Source organism: Sphingomonas sp. GW821-FHT12D09 (genome assembly GCF_058807215.1).
Genome location: NZ_JBXAQL010000004.1, coordinates 183,019 through 196,950 on the forward strand (window position 1 = coordinate 183,019; position 13,932 = coordinate 196,950).

18 protein-coding genes are annotated in these 13,932 nt (G+C 66.8%); 7 read left to right on the forward strand and 11 right to left on the reverse strand.

Annotated features, from left to right (window positions below):
• Positions 1-57 precede the first annotated feature (57 nt).
• A complete protein-coding gene (locus tag AC1RPL_RS18060; protein WP_493071283.1) occupies positions 58-798 on the forward strand; it encodes a 16S rRNA (uracil(1498)-N(3))-methyltransferase in 741 nt (246 codons plus the stop codon).
• Between the two features lie 60 nt (positions 799-858).
• Here AC1RPL_RS18060 and AC1RPL_RS18065 read toward each other — a convergent pair whose 3' ends face one another.
• Positions 859-2,160 (reverse strand): methyltransferase family protein, encoded by a 1,302-nt coding sequence (locus tag AC1RPL_RS18065; RefSeq protein ID WP_493071285.1) that lies wholly within the window; start codon positions 2,158-2,160, stop codon positions 859-861.
• 126 nt (positions 2,161-2,286) lie between these two features.
• Between AC1RPL_RS18065 and AC1RPL_RS18070 the strand changes: the two genes are divergently transcribed.
• The 4 genes from AC1RPL_RS18070 to AC1RPL_RS18085 are packed head-to-tail and all read left to right on the forward strand — an operon-like array spanning position 2,287 to position 6,135.
• Positions 2,287-4,179 (forward strand): M61 family metallopeptidase, encoded by a 1,893-nt coding sequence (locus AC1RPL_RS18070; protein WP_493071286.1) that lies wholly within the window; start codon positions 2,287-2,289, stop codon positions 4,177-4,179.
• A 41-nt stretch (positions 4,180-4,220) separates the two neighbouring features.
• Positions 4,221-4,769 carry an inorganic diphosphatase gene (ppa, locus tag AC1RPL_RS18075; protein ID WP_493071288.1) on the forward strand — a complete coding sequence of 183 codons (549 nt, stop codon included), beginning with the start codon at positions 4,221-4,223 and terminating at the stop codon, positions 4,767-4,769.
• A gap of 29 nt (positions 4,770-4,798) precedes the next feature.
• Positions 4,799-5,488 (forward strand): hypothetical protein, encoded by a 690-nt coding sequence (locus AC1RPL_RS18080; protein WP_493071290.1) that lies wholly within the window; start codon positions 4,799-4,801, stop codon positions 5,486-5,488.
• Positions 5,485-6,135 carry a DUF1345 domain-containing protein gene (locus AC1RPL_RS18085; RefSeq protein WP_493071292.1) on the forward strand — a complete coding sequence of 217 codons (651 nt, stop codon included), beginning with the start codon at positions 5,485-5,487 and terminating at the stop codon, positions 6,133-6,135. Before AC1RPL_RS18080 ends, AC1RPL_RS18085 begins: the two co-directional genes overlap by 4 nt.
• A gap of 36 nt (positions 6,136-6,171) precedes the next feature.
• Here AC1RPL_RS18085 and AC1RPL_RS18090 read toward each other — a convergent pair whose 3' ends face one another.
• The 6 genes from AC1RPL_RS18090 to ispG are packed head-to-tail and all read right to left on the reverse strand — an operon-like array spanning position 6,172 to position 9,906.
• Positions 6,172-6,534 (reverse strand): TfoX/Sxy family protein, encoded by a 363-nt coding sequence (locus AC1RPL_RS18090; RefSeq protein ID WP_493071294.1) that lies wholly within the window; start codon positions 6,532-6,534, stop codon positions 6,172-6,174.
• Entirely contained in the window at positions 6,534-6,851 is a 318-nt protein-coding gene (locus tag AC1RPL_RS18095) for a DMT family transporter (protein ID WP_493071296.1), read from the reverse strand. The genes AC1RPL_RS18090 and AC1RPL_RS18095 overlap by 1 nt, the downstream gene beginning before the upstream one ends.
• Positions 6,851-7,327, reverse strand: coding sequence for a GNAT family N-acetyltransferase (locus AC1RPL_RS18100; RefSeq protein ID WP_493071297.1), 477 nt, complete (start codon positions 7,325-7,327; stop codon positions 6,851-6,853). The genes AC1RPL_RS18095 and AC1RPL_RS18100 overlap by 1 nt, the downstream gene beginning before the upstream one ends.
• A complete protein-coding gene (locus AC1RPL_RS18105) occupies positions 7,324-8,214 on the reverse strand; it encodes a DMT family transporter (protein WP_493071299.1) in 891 nt (296 codons plus the stop codon). The genes AC1RPL_RS18100 and AC1RPL_RS18105 overlap by 4 nt, the downstream gene beginning before the upstream one ends.
• Positions 8,215-8,252: 38 nt before the next feature.
• On the reverse strand, positions 8,253-8,732 hold the full coding sequence (locus AC1RPL_RS18110) for a retropepsin-like aspartic protease family protein (RefSeq protein WP_493071301.1): 480 nt from the start codon (positions 8,730-8,732) through the stop codon (positions 8,253-8,255).
• A gap of 49 nt (positions 8,733-8,781) precedes the next feature.
• Entirely contained in the window at positions 8,782-9,906 is a 1,125-nt protein-coding gene (gene ispG / locus AC1RPL_RS18115; protein ID WP_493071302.1) for a flavodoxin-dependent (E)-4-hydroxy-3-methylbut-2-enyl-diphosphate synthase, read from the reverse strand.
• Positions 9,907-10,048: 142 nt separating this feature from the next.
• Here ispG and AC1RPL_RS18120 point away from each other — a divergent pair, with 142 nt between their 5' ends.
• Positions 10,049-11,260, forward strand: coding sequence for an acyltransferase family protein (locus AC1RPL_RS18120; RefSeq protein WP_493071303.1), 1,212 nt, complete (start codon positions 10,049-10,051; stop codon positions 11,258-11,260).
• Positions 11,260-12,096: a S1/P1 nuclease gene (locus tag AC1RPL_RS18125; RefSeq protein ID WP_493071305.1), complete on the forward strand. Its 837-nt coding sequence runs from the start codon at positions 11,260-11,262 to the stop codon at positions 12,094-12,096. Before AC1RPL_RS18120 ends, AC1RPL_RS18125 begins: the two co-directional genes overlap by 1 nt.
• On the opposite strand, the gene AC1RPL_RS18130 is transcribed toward AC1RPL_RS18125, so the two are convergent.
• The 4 genes from AC1RPL_RS18130 to AC1RPL_RS18145 form a co-directional block, all read right to left on the reverse strand.
• Positions 12,093-13,076, reverse strand: a complete 984-nt coding sequence (locus AC1RPL_RS18130; protein ID WP_493071307.1) for an alpha/beta hydrolase — start codon at positions 13,074-13,076, stop codon at positions 12,093-12,095. The two genes, AC1RPL_RS18125 and AC1RPL_RS18130, sit on opposite strands and share 4 nt — an antisense overlap.
• Before the next feature lie 38 nt (positions 13,077-13,114).
• A complete protein-coding gene (locus tag AC1RPL_RS18135; protein ID WP_493071309.1) occupies positions 13,115-13,327 on the reverse strand; it encodes a hypothetical protein in 213 nt (70 codons plus the stop codon).
• Positions 13,327-13,584 carry a hypothetical protein gene (locus tag AC1RPL_RS18140; RefSeq protein ID WP_493071310.1) on the reverse strand — a complete coding sequence of 86 codons (258 nt, stop codon included), beginning with the start codon at positions 13,582-13,584 and terminating at the stop codon, positions 13,327-13,329. The genes AC1RPL_RS18135 and AC1RPL_RS18140 overlap by 1 nt, the downstream gene beginning before the upstream one ends.
• Before the next feature lie 192 nt (positions 13,585-13,776).
• Complete coding sequence (locus AC1RPL_RS18145) at positions 13,777-13,932, reverse strand: hypothetical protein (protein WP_493071312.1); 156 nt, start codon at positions 13,930-13,932, stop codon at positions 13,777-13,779.

The window sequence follows — 13,932 nt, forward strand, 5'->3', positions numbered from 1 at the left end:
TGAGCTAGTGCACTTGAGCTAGTGACTGGGGGGCAAGGCTGGCGCTAGAGCAAGCGCATGCCCGCTACCCCCGCCTGGCCGCCCCAATCCGCTCCGCGCCTGTTCGTCGAGACCGAACTGTCTCCCGGCGACATCAGGATCGACGGGCCGCAGGCGCATTATCTGATCTCGGTGATGCGGATAAAGCTGGGCGAGGCGATCAAGCTGTTCGACGACAGGACCGGCGAATGGGCCGGCGTGGCGCGGGCGATCGGCAAGCGTGACTTGGTCCTCGAAATCACCGATCAGCTGCGCGAGCGCGAGGCGGTGCCGGACCTGTGGCTGTGCGCCGCGCCGATCAAGAAGGGGCGGATCGACTGGCTGGTCGAGAAGGCCTGCGAGCTGGGAGTCGATCGGCTGGTGCCGGTACTGACAAGGCGCAGCGTGGTCGACAAGCTCAACCTCGAGCGGCTGCGCGCGCACATGGTCGAGGCGGCCGAGCAATGCGGGCGCACGGCGCTGCCGAAGCTGGACGAACTGGTGAAGCTGCCGGCCTTGCTGCGCGACTGGCCCGAGGGGCGGACCTTGTTCTTTGCCGATGAAGCCGGCGGCGTGCCGGCGATCGAGGCGATGCGCGCGCATCCGGGTCCCGCGGCGATCCTGATCGGGCCCGAGGGCGGGTTCGACGATGCCGAGCGCGAGGCGATCAAGGCGCATCCCCAGGCGATCGGGATTGCGCTGGGGCCGCGGATCCTGCGGGCGGATACGGCGGCTGCTGCGGCCGTGGCGCTATGGATGGGGGCTGCGGGGGATTGGTGAGGCGCTTTCCGCCGATCAATAATTGTCATCCCCCGCCTTCGCGGGGATGACGGAAAGGGATTATGCGGGCCGCAATGCCTTCCCCACCCAGCGGAAGAACCTCGGCACCGGCGCGTTGCGGGCCATCCAGGCGCTGTATTCCTGGTATGCCGGGTCGGAGCCGAGATGCAGCTCCTCGGTGCGGGCGCGCCAGTAATAGATGCCGCTCACCACGCCCATGATCGCGGCGTTGCGCAGGCCTTCCAGCCAGGTGGTGGTGGCGAGGAAGGGCAGACCCGACAGCCACCAGAAGCTGTTCTTGGCGAGATAGGCCGGGTGGCGGCTCCAGGCATAGGGCCCGTGGGTCAGGATGCCGCGGTGGGTGAGGTTGGAGAAGCGGATGCCGAAGGCGATCGTCGCCCAGGCATAGATTCCGGTCAGCACCACCAGCACTGCGCCAAGGCCGCCGAGCAGCCAGGGATGGCCGCCGAGCCACCAGGTCCAGTCGGCGCTGCCGGGGTGATAGTCGAGCACGCCGCCTTCGTTCATCAGCACGAAGGGCGGGTAGCAGATCAGCGCCGCGGTCCAGCCCGCCGCATAGGGCGTGGCGGTGCGGATATGCGAATCGAGCGGGCGCATCGTCAGGATGTAGCCGGCGGTGGCGAAGGCCACGTCGATCACGAACATGAAGCTGATGCAGTAATTGGCGACCACCGCCGGGCTCTCGAACATGCGGGCGAAGTTCCAGCCGACGAAATCGCCGAAATTGGGCGGGACGATCGAGAGCATGAAGGCGAGGAAGAAGCCCTTCACCGCCCAGCTGCGCAGATGGTTCTGGATCGCCTTGTGGTCGATCGGTTCCTTGATGCCCATCAGCCAGGCGCCAAGGTTCCAGGCGCCATCCTTGGGCTGGACCAGCTTGCGGTCGAGCCAGAGGACATAGGGAATGGAGAGCAGGAACAGCGCGGGTGCCGCCATCTCGATGCACCAGATCGACCAGGCGAAATTGGCGTAGCGGCCGGTCCACCAGAAGCGGAAGGTCGCGTAGATCACGGCGATGCCGCCCCAGGTGAGCCACAGCCCGGTGAGCTTGGTCACCGAGATATCGAGCGTGTCCTTGAGCGTGCGCTTCGAGGACCAGTCGATGCCGGTCGTCGGGTTCAGGTGCACCTTGTCGACGAGCAGCGACCACAGCACCATCGGAATGGCGCAGGCGAGGACGTTGACCATCGCCGAATAGGGGCCGTCGAGCCCGTAGATCGAAGCGAAGCCCGTCCATGCCGTCATGCCGGCAAGCCCGACCATGCCGACGCCGGTGCTCACCGCCGAGCGGGGACGCGGATCGGCCTTGGCCTCGGCCGCCAGCTGGGGATCGTGATACATGGCGGAAACGACTAGCGCGCAATGGTTAGCGTCCCGTGAAGCATTGCGCTTGCGCGCAGGCCTTTACGCCCCCGTCAAAGGGGTCCTATGACCCCGCGCTTCAGAATAGAGAGGTCGCCTCCCGCCATGATCCGTGCGCTTGCCGCAGCTGCCCTGCTCGCCTCCGTTTCCGCCCCGGCGCTGGCCCAGAATTCCGCGCCGGCGCAGACCGCGCCCTATTCCAACACGATCCCCGACGCGCGCGACATCGCCTATCCGGGCACGCTGACTCTCGACATCGACGCGACGGACACGACCCGCGGCATCTTCAACGTTAAGGAGACGATCCCCGTCGCGAAGAGCGGGCACATGGTGCTGCTCTACCCGAAGTGGATTCCCGGCAAGCACGGCCCGCGCGGCGAGATCGAGAAGCTGGGCGGGCTGGTGATCAAGGCGAACGGCAAGGTGATCCCGTGGAAGCGCGATCCGGTCGATGTCTTCGCCTTCCACCTCGACGTGCCGGCGGGCGTGAAGAAGCTGGAGGCGAGCTTCAACTTCGTCTCGGCCACCGTGGCGGACCAGGGGCGCATCGTGATGACGCCGAACCTGATGAGCCTGCAGTTCTTCTCGCTCAGCCTCTATCCGGCCGGCTATTATACCCGCCGCATCCCGATCCAGGCGAAGGTGACCTATCCGGACGGCTGGACCGCCAGTTCGGCGGTGGACGCCAAGACGAACGGCAACGTCTACACCTACGACAAGGCGAACTACGACGTTCTGATGGACTCGCCAGTGCTCGCCGGTCGCTATTACCGCCAGATCAAGCTCAGCGAGCGCGTCTCGGTCGAGACCTATGCCGATGCCCCCGAGGAACTGGCCGCCAAGCCCGAGCATGTCGATGCGCTGAAGCGGCTGGTCGACCAGGCGGTGAAGACCTTCGGCGTCGAGCATTACGATCATTACCGCTTCCTGTTCTCGATCAGCGACGAGCTGGGCGGGATCGGCGTGGAGCATCACCGCAGCTCGGAGAACGGCACGGGCCTGGGCTTCTTCACCAAGTGGGACGACAAGGCGACCAGCCGCAACCTGCTGCCGCACGAATACACGCATAGCTGGGACGGCAAGTTCCGCCGCGGCGCCGACCTGTGGACCGCCGATTTCCGCCAGCCGATGCGCGGCTCGCTGCTATGGGTGTACGAGGGCCAGACGCAGTTCTGGGGCTATGTGCTCCAGGCGCGATCGGGGCTGGTGAGCAAGGCCGACACGCTCGACCAATATGCCGGCATCGCCGCGAGCCTCGACAATCGCCAGGGCCGCACCTGGCGCCCGATGGGCGACACCACCAACGATCCGGTGATCAGTCCGCGCGCGCCCAAGGGCTGGGTGAGCTGGCAGCGCAGCGAGGATTATTACAACGAAGGCCTACTGATCTGGATGGACGCCGATTCGGTGATCCGCGAGAAGTCCGGCGGGACCAGGTCGATCGACGACTTCGCAGCGCTGTTCTTCGGCGGGCGCGACGGCGATTATGGCGAAGTGACCTACACTTTCGACGACGTGGTGGCGACGCTCAACCAGGTGGTGCCCTATGACTGGCGCACGTTCCTCGACGAGCGGGTGAACCAGGTTTCGGACCACGCGCCGCTGAAGGGCTTCGAGCGCAACGGCTACAAGCTGGTCTATTCGGACGTGCCCAACAAGGCGACGCCGAAGACCACGACCGACCTGTCCTATTCGCTGGGGCTCGCGATCGGCGCCAAGGGCATATCCGGCGTGATGTGGGGCAGCCCGGCGTTCGACGCGGGTATCACCCTTGCCGACGAGATCGTCGCGGTGAACGGCCAGACCTTCACGGGCGAAAAACTCACGGCCGCCGTGAAAGCGGCGAAAGGGACCAAGGAGCCGATCAAGCTCACCGTGAAGCGGGGCACGCGCTATCGTGACGTGGCCATCGACTATCACGATGGCCTGCGCTATCCGCACCTCGAGAAAACAACCGAAGGAGAGGCTGGCCTGGACAAGCTCCTCCAGCCCAAGTGAGGCCTGGAGGGCGCAACCGCCCAGCTTAAGGAAAGCATAGCGTGCGTATCGATTTGATTCCGGTGGGTGATGATCCGCCGAACAGCCTCAATGTGATCATCGAGGTTCCCGTCGGCGGCGAGCCGGTGAAGTATGAATTCGACAAGGCGAGCGGCGCGCTGTTCGTTGACCGGATTCTGCACACGCCGATGCGCTATCCGGCGAATTACGGCTTCGTGCCGCACACGCTTTCGCCGGATGGCGATCCGCTCGACGCACTCGTCATCGCGCGCTCGCCCTTCGTGCCGGGCTGCGTCGTGCGCGCCCGCCCGATCGGCGTGCTCAAGCTCGAGGACGAGGCCGGCGGCGACGAGAAGCTGATCTGCGTGCCGGTGGACAGCACGTTCCCCTATTATTCGGACATCGGCGAGCGGCAGGACCTGCCCTCGATCGTGCTCCAGCAGATCGAGCACTTCTTCAAGCACTACAAGGACCTGGAGTCCGAGAAGTGGGTGCGCATCGGCCAGTGGGGCGATGCCGAGGAAGCCAAGCGGATCGTGCTCGAAGCGATCGAGGCTGCCAAGAAGGCCAAGGAGGCCGAGGCAGCCTGACCGGTGCGCTGGCCTGGCGACTGTGCGCAGTGGCCGGGCTGGCGACGCTTGCGGCGTCGATGGGCTTCCCGCCCGTCGATGCCTGCGGGCCCACGCATGGCGCGGGGCCGATCATCGCACTAGAACTGGTGCGAAGCCCCGCCGAACTGGCCGAGCTGTTCGGCCAGCCTTCCTGTTCCGAGCAGTTCCGCGCCGCGCAGTTCGCGGCCAGCTGGTGGGACGCGATCGCGTTCATTCCCGCCTATGCCCTGTTCCTGATCCTCGGTGCGGCGGCGCTACGGCCCCAGCCCCGGCAGCTCCGCTTGAACGTGCTGCCCCGACACGAGCTAGCCTGGAACGCGATGGGCGCGCTGGGCGGCGCCGCGATCCTCGACGAGTTCGAGGGCCTGCTGCTCTTCCAGCTTCTCCAGGCCGCTCCGCAAGGCACCGGCACCGGCACCGGCACCGGCACCTTCGAGGTGCTGATCTTCGTGGTACGTGGCAAGTTCGCGTTGCTCGCGCTCGGCGAGATCCTGCTCGCCATCCTTGCCTGGCGCGGAACCGCGATCGGCAAGGTCGGCGCAGTGGTGCTGGCGGCCGGCGGGCTGGTCTCGCTGTGGTTCCTTTTCAACGATCCGCACGATCCGGCGATGATGCTCGGGCATCGCTATGCCTGGATGGCATTGCTCGCGCTCGCGTTCACTGGGTCGGTCAAGCGAGAGTGGGTGAAACGCACATGAGCAAGCACCAGCGTATCCGCAGCATCGGCAACGTCATCGCGCCGCCGCGCTTCCTGCTGTTCCTCACGGTCACCGCCCTCGCCGCCTGGTTCGCGATTCCCGTGCTCGGGCTGCGCATCGGAATCATGGCCGCATTCGATGCCGGGGCGATCGTCTTCCTGCTCGCGCTGAGCCCGCTGCTCCACCACCGCGCCCGCAACATGCGCGAAAGCGCCTGCCGCAACGACGGCAACCGGGCGATGCTACTGCTGATCACGGTGATGGTGGGCGTCGCGGTGTTCGCCTCGATCGCCAGCGAGCTGATGAGCAACGCCAAGAACCACCCCTGGGCGCCGCCGGTGATCGTCGGGACGCTGGTGCTGAGCTGGGTGTTCAGCAACGTCATCTACGCGCTGCACTACGCCCATCTCTTCTACATCGAGAAGCGCGGCGGCGGCGATACCGGCGGGCTGCAATTCCCCGACACGCGCGAGCCCGATTATTGGGACTTCCTCTATTTCGCCGTGTGCCTGGGCATGACCTTCCAGACCAGCGACGTGACGATCAACGAGCGCCGCATGCGGCGCGTGGTGACCGGGCATTGCCTGGCGGCGTTCATATTCAACCTGGGCATCCTGGCGTTCACGATCAACGTGCTGGGCGGCTAGCCATTTAAGCCCTCCCCCAGCTTGCTCGGGGAGGATTTAGGAGGCCTTCGCTTTGGGCTTCTTCTTCGGAGCCCTAAGCCCTGCGGCAACCCCCAGCCCCGCCCATTCGCGCAGCGCATCGGCATCGTCATAGGTATCGCTGGGCGCGCGGCGATAGTTCATCTGGTCGACGGTGCCGTCCTTGAAGCTGACGGTGAAGCGGTCGGTATGGCCGGCCTCGTCCCAGGTCGCATTGCTCTCGGCATCCGCCTTGATCCACAGCTCGCCGTCATGGACGAGCGCGAAGACGCTGCCGTCCAGGTAGAGCACAGCCCCGCCCATCATCCGGCGCATGCTCACGCCGCCCAGCGGCTCCATCGCCTCGGTGACCCAGGCGACCAGGCCTTCGTCGACCGCCATCAATGTGCCGTCAGCTTGAGCCCGGCGATGCAGGCGACGACGCCAAGGATCAACAGCGAGCGGACAAGTGTGAACGGCTCGCCGAACCAGAGCATGCCGATGATCACCGTGCCGAGCGCGCCGATGCCGGTCCAGACCGCATAGGCCGTGCCCATCGGGATGCTGCGCGAGGCGATCTCGAGCAGCACCATCGACAGCGTGACCGAGGCCAGGAAGCCCAAAGTCCAGGGAATGTTGCGGAAGCCGTCGGCATAGCGAAGGCAGGTGGTGAATCCGACCTCGAACAGGCCGCCGAGCACGAGGATCGCCCAGGCCATCAGTTGCGCCCCGCCAATGCGACAAGCGCCTCGCCGCTGACGCGCTGCACCGTCCATTCGTCCATCGGCTGTGCCCCCATCGCCCGGTAGAAATCGATCGCCGGGGTGTTCCAGTCGAGCACCGCCCATTCGAAGCGGGTGCAGTCGCGGTCGAGCGCGATGCCGGCGAGATGCTGGAGCAGCGCCTTGCCCGCGCCTGCCCCGCGCGCTTCGGGCGTGACATACAGGTCTTCGAGATAGATGCCGGGCTTGCCGGTCCAGGTCGAGAAATTGTGGAAGAACAGCGCGAAGCCGACGGGCTTGCCGTCGAGCTCGGCGATCAGGCTCTCGGCGACGCAGCGCTCGAACAGCGCGGTGTGGAGCATCGCCTCGGTCGCGACCACGGCATCGGGCTCGCGCTCATAGATGGCGAGTTCGCGCACCAGGTTGAGGATCAGCGCGACATCGTCTGGCGTGGCGGGGCGGATGGCGATCATGACAGTACAGGCTCCACGGGCGCGGCCTGAACCGGCTGGCCCCGCGCCGCCATCCAGCATCCGGCGACGATCAGCAAGGTGCCGGCGATCGTAACTGCAGTCAGCGGCTCGCGGAAGAACAGCCAGCCCATGATCGCGGCCCAGATGAACGCGGTGTACTCGACGGTGAGCAATATCTGCGCCTCGGCCCGGGCATAGGCCCAGGAGAGCAGGAGGAGCGAGACGATGGCGAGCGCGGCGGCGAGCACCACCAGCGGCCATTGGCCGGGCGCAGGCACCTGGAGCAGCCAGGGTGCGGGCAGGGCGAACAGGCCGAGGATCATCCAGTTCTGGAAAAAGGCGATCTCGATCGGCTTGGCGTGCTGCGCCTGGTGGCGGGCGATGACGAGATTGACTGCGTAGAACACCGCCGAGACGAGCACCGCCGCCATGCCGAGCGCCGAATCGGGGCGGTGCGGGGCACCGAGCTGGCCGGCGAGGATGATGCCGACACCGGCAAGGCCGAGCAGCGAGCCGAGGATCGAGCGGGCGCCGATCTTCTCCTTCAGGAAGAGTGCGGCGAGCGCGAGCGCGATCAGCGGGGCGATGAAGGTGAGCGCGATCGCCTCGGCCAGCGGCACGCGAACGATGCCCCAGAAAAAGGCGATCGCCATCACCGCGATCACCGCGCTGCGGATGGCGTGGATCTTGAGCACGCGCGGCTCCGGCAGGCGCGGGCCGGTGAAGGCGAAGAGCGGCGTCATGATCGTGGCGCCGGCAGCCAGCCGCCAGAACAGCGCGACATAGGCGCCGGTGACGAGGCTGATGTGCTTCATCACCGCGTCCATCACCGAATAGAGCGCAATGCCTGCGCAGGCGGCGAGCAGGGCCAGGGTGACGGTACGCATGCACGCCGCATAGCGGGGGCACCCGCCCCCGTCACGCCTCAGCGCACGCGCATCTCGTCGCCGCTCATCTGCACTGTCTTCATGTGGCGCAGGAAGGACTGGCCGAGCAGCGAGATGTCGAGATCGCGGATCACCGCGGCATGGACGTCGCGCACCGTCTTGCCGTCGAGCGAGATCGCGTCGATCCGCACATTCTGGCCGTAGACATCGCCCGATGCGCCGCGCGCCACCACTTCGAAGCGGTTCTCGTCGAAGGCGACCTTCGCCTTGCGTGCATCTTCCATGGTCAGCGCCACCATGTCGGCACCGGTATCGACGACGAAGCGCGTCATCTCGCCATCGACCTTGGCGAAGGTGATGAAATGGCCGTTGCTGTTGGGGGTGATCACCGTCTCGCGCGGGGCATCGACGGGCTCGGCCTCGGCGACCGCGATCACCGGCGCGGGCGGGTGCTTCACCGGCATCAGCATGCCGACGGCGACGCCCACCGCGATCATCAGGAGAAGGGCCCACCGCATCGCAGCAAAATAGCGGGCGCGTCCTTACCAATCGGCTAAGGCGCGTGCCTTATTCCGCGGCTTGGGCGGCGGCTCCGCTGGCCGCTTCGAGCTCCGCCGCCTTGGCCTCGACCAGCTTGACGATGTGCTCGAGCATGTCGGCGTCGTTCACCGTGTGGTCGGTCACGCCCGAGAGATAGACCATGTGCTTGCCGTTGCCGCCGCCGGTGAGGCCGATATCGGTCTCGCGCGCCTCGCCGGGGCCGTTGACGACGCAGCCAAGCACCGAGAGCGACAGCGGCGTGCGGATGTGCTGGAGGCGCTCCTCCAGTGCCTGGACGGTGCGGATCACGTCAAAGCCCTGGCGCGCGCAGCTGGGGCAGGACACGACGCGGACGCCGCGGTTACGGATGCCCAATGCCTTGAGGATCTCGAAGCCGACGCGGACTTCCTCCTCGGGCTCGGCCGAAAGGCTGACGCGGATCGTGTCGCCGATGCCGTACCAGAGCAGCGAGCCGATACCGATCGCGCTCTTCACCGTGCCGCCGACAAAGCCGCCCGCCTCGGTGATGCCGAGGTGGAGCGGGCAATCCACGGCGTCGGCGAGCTGCTGATAGGCGGCGACGGCGAGGAACACGTCGGAAGCCTTCACCGCGACCTTGAACTCGTGGAAGTCGCGGTCCTGGAGCAGCTTGATATGATCGAGCGCCGACTCGACGAGCGCCTCGGGGCACGGCTCGCCATACTTCTCGAGCAGGTCCTTTTCGAGGCTGCCGGCATTGACGCCGATGCGGATCGCGCAGCCATTGGCCTTGGCGGCGTTGACCACTTCGTTGACGCGCTCGGCCGAGCCGATATTGCCCGGATTGATGCGCAGGCAGGCAGCGCCGGCATCGGCGGCTTCGAGCGCGCGTTTGTAGTGAAAATGGATGTCGGCGACGATCGGCACGCGGCTGGCGCGGACGATCTGCTTCAATGCTGCAGTCGATTCGACGTCCGGGCAGGAGACGCGGATGATATCCACGCCGGCATCCTCGCAGCGGCGAATCTGATCGATCGTCGCGCGCGCGTCGGAGGTGGAAGTGTTGGTCATGGTCTGCACCGTCACCGGCGCATCGCCGCCAACCGGGACATTACCCACCATGATCTGGCGGCTGGGCCGCCGAACGATATCGCGCCAGGGACGTACGGACATGCGGGCCATATAGGCACTTTGCCCCCGGGGGGCCAGCCGCGAGAATATCGAGATTCCGTGCAGAAAATCCTGGGGCCGGCTTTACGCGATGCTAAGCAACCCGGGTTAGCCTTGCCGGCTGTTCCCGAAGCCGAGGCATGCGTTGCAGCACGACCCGATCCACGCTGCCGCGCCGCGTATCAGCCAGCGCCATTATGGCATGGACTGGCTGCGCATCGCCGCGTTCGGCCTGCTGATCCTCTACCATGTCGCCATGGCCTTCTCGCCCTGGGACTGGGTGATCAAGACGGGATACGCCTTCCAGTGGCTGATCCCGCCGATGGCTCTGTTGACGCCGTGGCGATTGCCGCTGCTGTTCGCGGTCTCGGGCTATGCCTCACGCAAGCTTTACGAGCGCGCATCCGGGGATTTCGCGCGTAGCCGGGCCCAGCGCCTCCTGGTGCCGCTCGCCTTCGGCATGGTCGCGCTGGTGCCGCTCGAGATGTGGGTGCGGGTGATGGAGAATGGCTATCCCCATGGCTATCTCCATTTCTGGGCGCTCGATTACTGGCGCGCCGGCGATTTCTGGGGCCGCGAATTCCCGAGTTGGGAGCATCTCTGGTTCGTCGCCTATCTCGCCGCCTATACGCTGCTGCTTGCCGGGGTGCTGGCGCTGCGCGGCCCCGTGGTGATGCGCGCGATCGACGGCGCTGCGACGTGGCTCGCCAAGGGGCGCCGGCTGCTCTGGGCACCGGTGCTGGTGCTGGCGGCGGCGCGGCTGGCGCTGCTGTTCGTCGCACCAGAGCGCCAGGGGCTGCTGCGCGACTGGGGTGGGCACTCCCAATATGTGCCGACCTTCCTGTTAGGCTTCGCACTGGCCGGCGCGCCCGGGCTGTGGCCGGCGATTGCGCGTTGCTGGAAGCCGGCCGCGGCACTGGCGGCAATGGCCGGGGCGGCGATCGTCGCGGTCGAGCTTGCCTGGCCGGGAACGCAGGTGCCGCCACACGCAGTGATGGCGCTCGACCGCGCCGCACGCACCGCGATGGCCTGGGGGATGATCCTGGCGCTGTTCCAGATCGCGGAGGCGCGCTGGAACCGCGATCACCGCTGGCGCAAGCCGCTCGCCGAGGCGGTGTTCCCCTTCTACATCGTCCACCATCCCGCGATCGTGCTGATCGCCTGGTATTCGCTGCCGCTCCACCTGAGCGCTCCGGCCGATTTCGCGCTGCTGCTCGTCGGCACCAGCGCCGCTTGTGCCGCGACTTATCTGATCGGCCGGCGCATCGGCTGGCTGCGGCCCTTGATCGGACTCAACTCGCTGGCGAAGCGCAAAACCTCTGCTAGGGAGGCCGAGCCTGCCAGTGGAGTAGTCTGATGCGCTTTCTCGTGATCCTCGCGGCCCTGATCGGGTTCGCCGCGCCCGCCAATGCCTATTGGGAATATGGCCATCAGACCGTGGCGGCGATCGCCTGGCGCAACATCACTCCGGCGACGCGCGCGAAGGTGAGCCAGCTGCTCCGCCAGACCGACCTGCTCAAGACGGAGGGCTGCCCCGCGACGACCATAGAGGACGCCGCCGTCTGGGCCGATTGCATCAAGAAGCTGGGCGCCGACTGGCGCTATGCCTCGGTCTGGCATTATCAGGACGCCGATATCTGCAAGCCGTTCGATGTCACCGCCGAATGCAAGGACGGCAATTGCGTCTCCGCCCAGATCGAGCGCGACGTGAAGCTGCTCAAGGACCGCAAGGCGCCGCAGGTCGAGCGCGTGAAGGCGCTGCTGTTCCTCGTCCATTTCGTCGGCGATATCGGCCAGCCGCTCCACGGCGCCGAGCATGATCATGATGCCGGCGGCAACAAGGTGCTGGTGAGCTACGGTATCTACTCGACCGACCGGCTGAACCTGCACTCCGTCTGGGACGGGCTGCTCGCCGAGCGTGCGATCACTTCGGGGCCGAACATCGTGCGCACGTACAGCCGCGCCGACCGCGCCCGGTTCGGCGGCGGCACCGTCGCCGATTGGGGCAAGGACAGCTGGGAGCTTTCCAAGACCGTCTATGCCGATCTGAACGGCGGCGATGCCTGCAAGCCGATCACCGGCCGCGTCGCGATCACCGAGGACATGATCGTGAAGTGGGTGCCGTCGGCACGTGATCAGGTGATCAAGGGCGGGCTGCGGCTGGCCCGGCTGCTCGACGAGGCGCTGGCCTAGCGCTTCGGCGTGACGAACCCGGCAATGGCATCGGCCAGTGCCGGGGCGACGGGGAGCAATGTATTGGAATAGGTGGCGGCGCTCGCCGCGCGGTCCGCGCTTCCGGCGATGCGCAGCACATGCGTCATGCCCGGGACGATGACCAGCTCGGCGCCGGGGCTGGCGCTCGCCAGCGCCTGGGCATCGACGGTGCCGATCTGGATGTCGCTATCGCCCTGCGTAACGAGCAGCGGCACCGTAAGCGCCGCGGCGAGCCTGGCCGGATCGTAGCGGAACGCGTCGATCAGGAAATCCTGCACCGCGTCGGGGAAGATCATCGGCACCGGCTGCGGCAGTGCCGAGACATCGGCGCGCTTGCCCGCCTCCATCGTATCGACCAGCGCGAGAAGCTGGGGCAGCAGCGGCGCATTGGCCGGATTGGCGCGGAACTGCTCGCGCATGATCGTGCCGAGCGGCCGCCCGGCGGCGCTGACCAGCACCACGCCGCAAATCCCGTCCGGCTTCTGCGCGGCGGCGAGCACGACGAGCCCGCCCTCGCTATGCCCGAGCAGCCAGACACAGGCGCGGCCGGTGCGCTTGCGCGCGGCATCGACCCAGCTGTGCACGTCCGCAGAATAATCGGTGATGGTCACGCGGTTGGCATCCACTACCGCGGCGCGGCTGCCGAACATGCCGCGCTTATCGATGCGCAGCGTGGCGACGCCGCGCTTCGCCAGCGCCTCGGCAAGCTGGCGATAGGGGCCGCCGGCAACGCCCAGCCGGTTGTTGCCGTCGCGATCGGTGGGGCCGGAGCCAGGGACGATCAGGACCAGCGGCGCCCTGGGATTGGGATCGATCAGCGTCCCGGCAAGCGACCCCTCCGGGCCGCGCGCGCTGACCTCGACACCCGCAGCCACCTCCTGCGCCAGCGCGGCGGGCGCGGCTGCGAGCGCGAGTGCCGCCGCAAGGGCACGAAACGAAAAGCCGGTCTTGCCAATCATCGGAGCACACATCCTTTCCAGTCCGGCGCCAGGCGCCCTCACCCTTTGGCGTAATGCTCCAGCAAGCCGCAGCGCGAGCAGCGCCACGTCTGGATGGGGAGCGGCTGGTGCGGCAGCTGCAGGCCGAGGAACAGCTTCTTGCGCGGCGGCCCGGCCACCCAGCCGGTCGTGCGCCGATAGCTGTCGCGGTCTGCCAGAGTGAAGCCCTCTTCCATCGTGCCTTGGCATTTCGAGCAGGAATGCGAACGCATCATTCTTCTCCCCAGCGAAAGCGCCAGCCGCCATCGGTCTTGCTGGCGACCAGCCACAGGAAGCCGGCGACCAACGGCACGAACAGTGCGAGCCAGACCTGGCCACGATGCGTGACGAAATTGGCGAGCAGGGCGGCGAGTGCGACGAACGCCAGCGTAGCCGCCCAGCCCTGCCAGGTGACCGGCACCGCACCCAGGCCGAAGCGCTTGGGACGGAACCAATAACCGGGGCGTATCCGAAAGGCGTCGCCGATCATTGGAGCAGCGCCAGCGCGATGCCGGCGAGCAGCGCTACGACGACTACGCCGATCACGATCGGGAGCCGCTCGGGGCTAACATGCGGGGGCAGGAACATCAGTTTTCTCCTTAGTCTTCGATCGGAATCGAGGTGCGCCAGACGGTGAGCGAGAAAACGATCGTCGCGGCGGCGATCAGCGTGAGCCAGATGGTCAGGCGTACCGCGTCGGCGGGCGCAGCACCGGCGTGATCGCGATCGTGAACGCAACGTAGAAGAGGAGGACCAGCCAACCCTGAAGCCTGCGCGGGACGATCTGGTAGCTGGCGCCGCGCTGGCGGCGGACGAACCAGGCATCCTGCTCGGTCAT

Excerpts from the sequence above, each read along its gene's own strand:
- AC1RPL_RS18085 (WP_493071292.1), top strand. The coding sequence starts at position 5,485 with ATGAGCAAGCACCAGCGTATCCGCAGCATCGGCAACGTCATCGCGCCG.
- AC1RPL_RS18095 (WP_493071296.1), bottom strand. The coding sequence starts at position 6,851 with ATGGCCTGGGCGATCCTCGTGCTCGGCGGCCTGTTCGAGGTCGGATTC.
- AC1RPL_RS18125 (WP_493071305.1), top strand. The coding sequence starts at position 11,260 with ATGCGCTTTCTCGTGATCCTCGCGGCCCTGATCGGGTTCGCCGCGCCC.
- AC1RPL_RS18090 (WP_493071294.1), bottom strand. The coding sequence starts at position 6,534 with ATGGCGGTCGACGAAGGCCTGGTCGCCTGGGTCACCGAGGCGATGGAG.
- AC1RPL_RS18065 (WP_493071285.1), bottom strand. The coding sequence starts at position 2,160 with ATGTATCACGATCCCCAGCTGGCGGCCGAGGCCAAGGCCGATCCGCGT.
- AC1RPL_RS18145 (WP_493071312.1), bottom strand. The coding sequence starts at position 13,932 with ATGACCGAGCAGGATGCCTGGTTCGTCCGCCGCCAGCGCGGCGCCAGC.
- ispG (WP_493071302.1), bottom strand. The coding sequence starts at position 9,906 with ATGTCCGTACGTCCCTGGCGCGATATCGTTCGGCGGCCCAGCCGCCAG.
- AC1RPL_RS18100 (WP_493071297.1), bottom strand. The coding sequence starts at position 7,327 with ATGATCGCCATCCGCCCCGCCACGCCAGACGATGTCGCGCTGATCCTC.
- AC1RPL_RS18070 (WP_493071286.1), top strand. The coding sequence starts at position 2,287 with ATGATCCGTGCGCTTGCCGCAGCTGCCCTGCTCGCCTCCGTTTCCGCC.
- AC1RPL_RS18130 (WP_493071307.1), bottom strand. The coding sequence starts at position 13,076 with ATGATTGGCAAGACCGGCTTTTCGTTTCGTGCCCTTGCGGCGGCACTC.
- AC1RPL_RS18105 (WP_493071299.1), bottom strand. The coding sequence starts at position 8,214 with ATGCGTACCGTCACCCTGGCCCTGCTCGCCGCCTGCGCAGGCATTGCG.
- AC1RPL_RS18140 (WP_493071310.1), bottom strand. The coding sequence starts at position 13,584 with ATGATCGGCGACGCCTTTCGGATACGCCCCGGTTATTGGTTCCGTCCC.
- AC1RPL_RS18060 (WP_493071283.1), top strand. The coding sequence starts at position 58 with ATGCCCGCTACCCCCGCCTGGCCGCCCCAATCCGCTCCGCGCCTGTTC.
- AC1RPL_RS18135 (WP_493071309.1), bottom strand. The coding sequence starts at position 13,327 with ATGCGTTCGCATTCCTGCTCGAAATGCCAAGGCACGATGGAAGAGGGC.
- AC1RPL_RS18110 (WP_493071301.1), bottom strand. The coding sequence starts at position 8,732 with ATGCGGTGGGCCCTTCTCCTGATGATCGCGGTGGGCGTCGCCGTCGGC.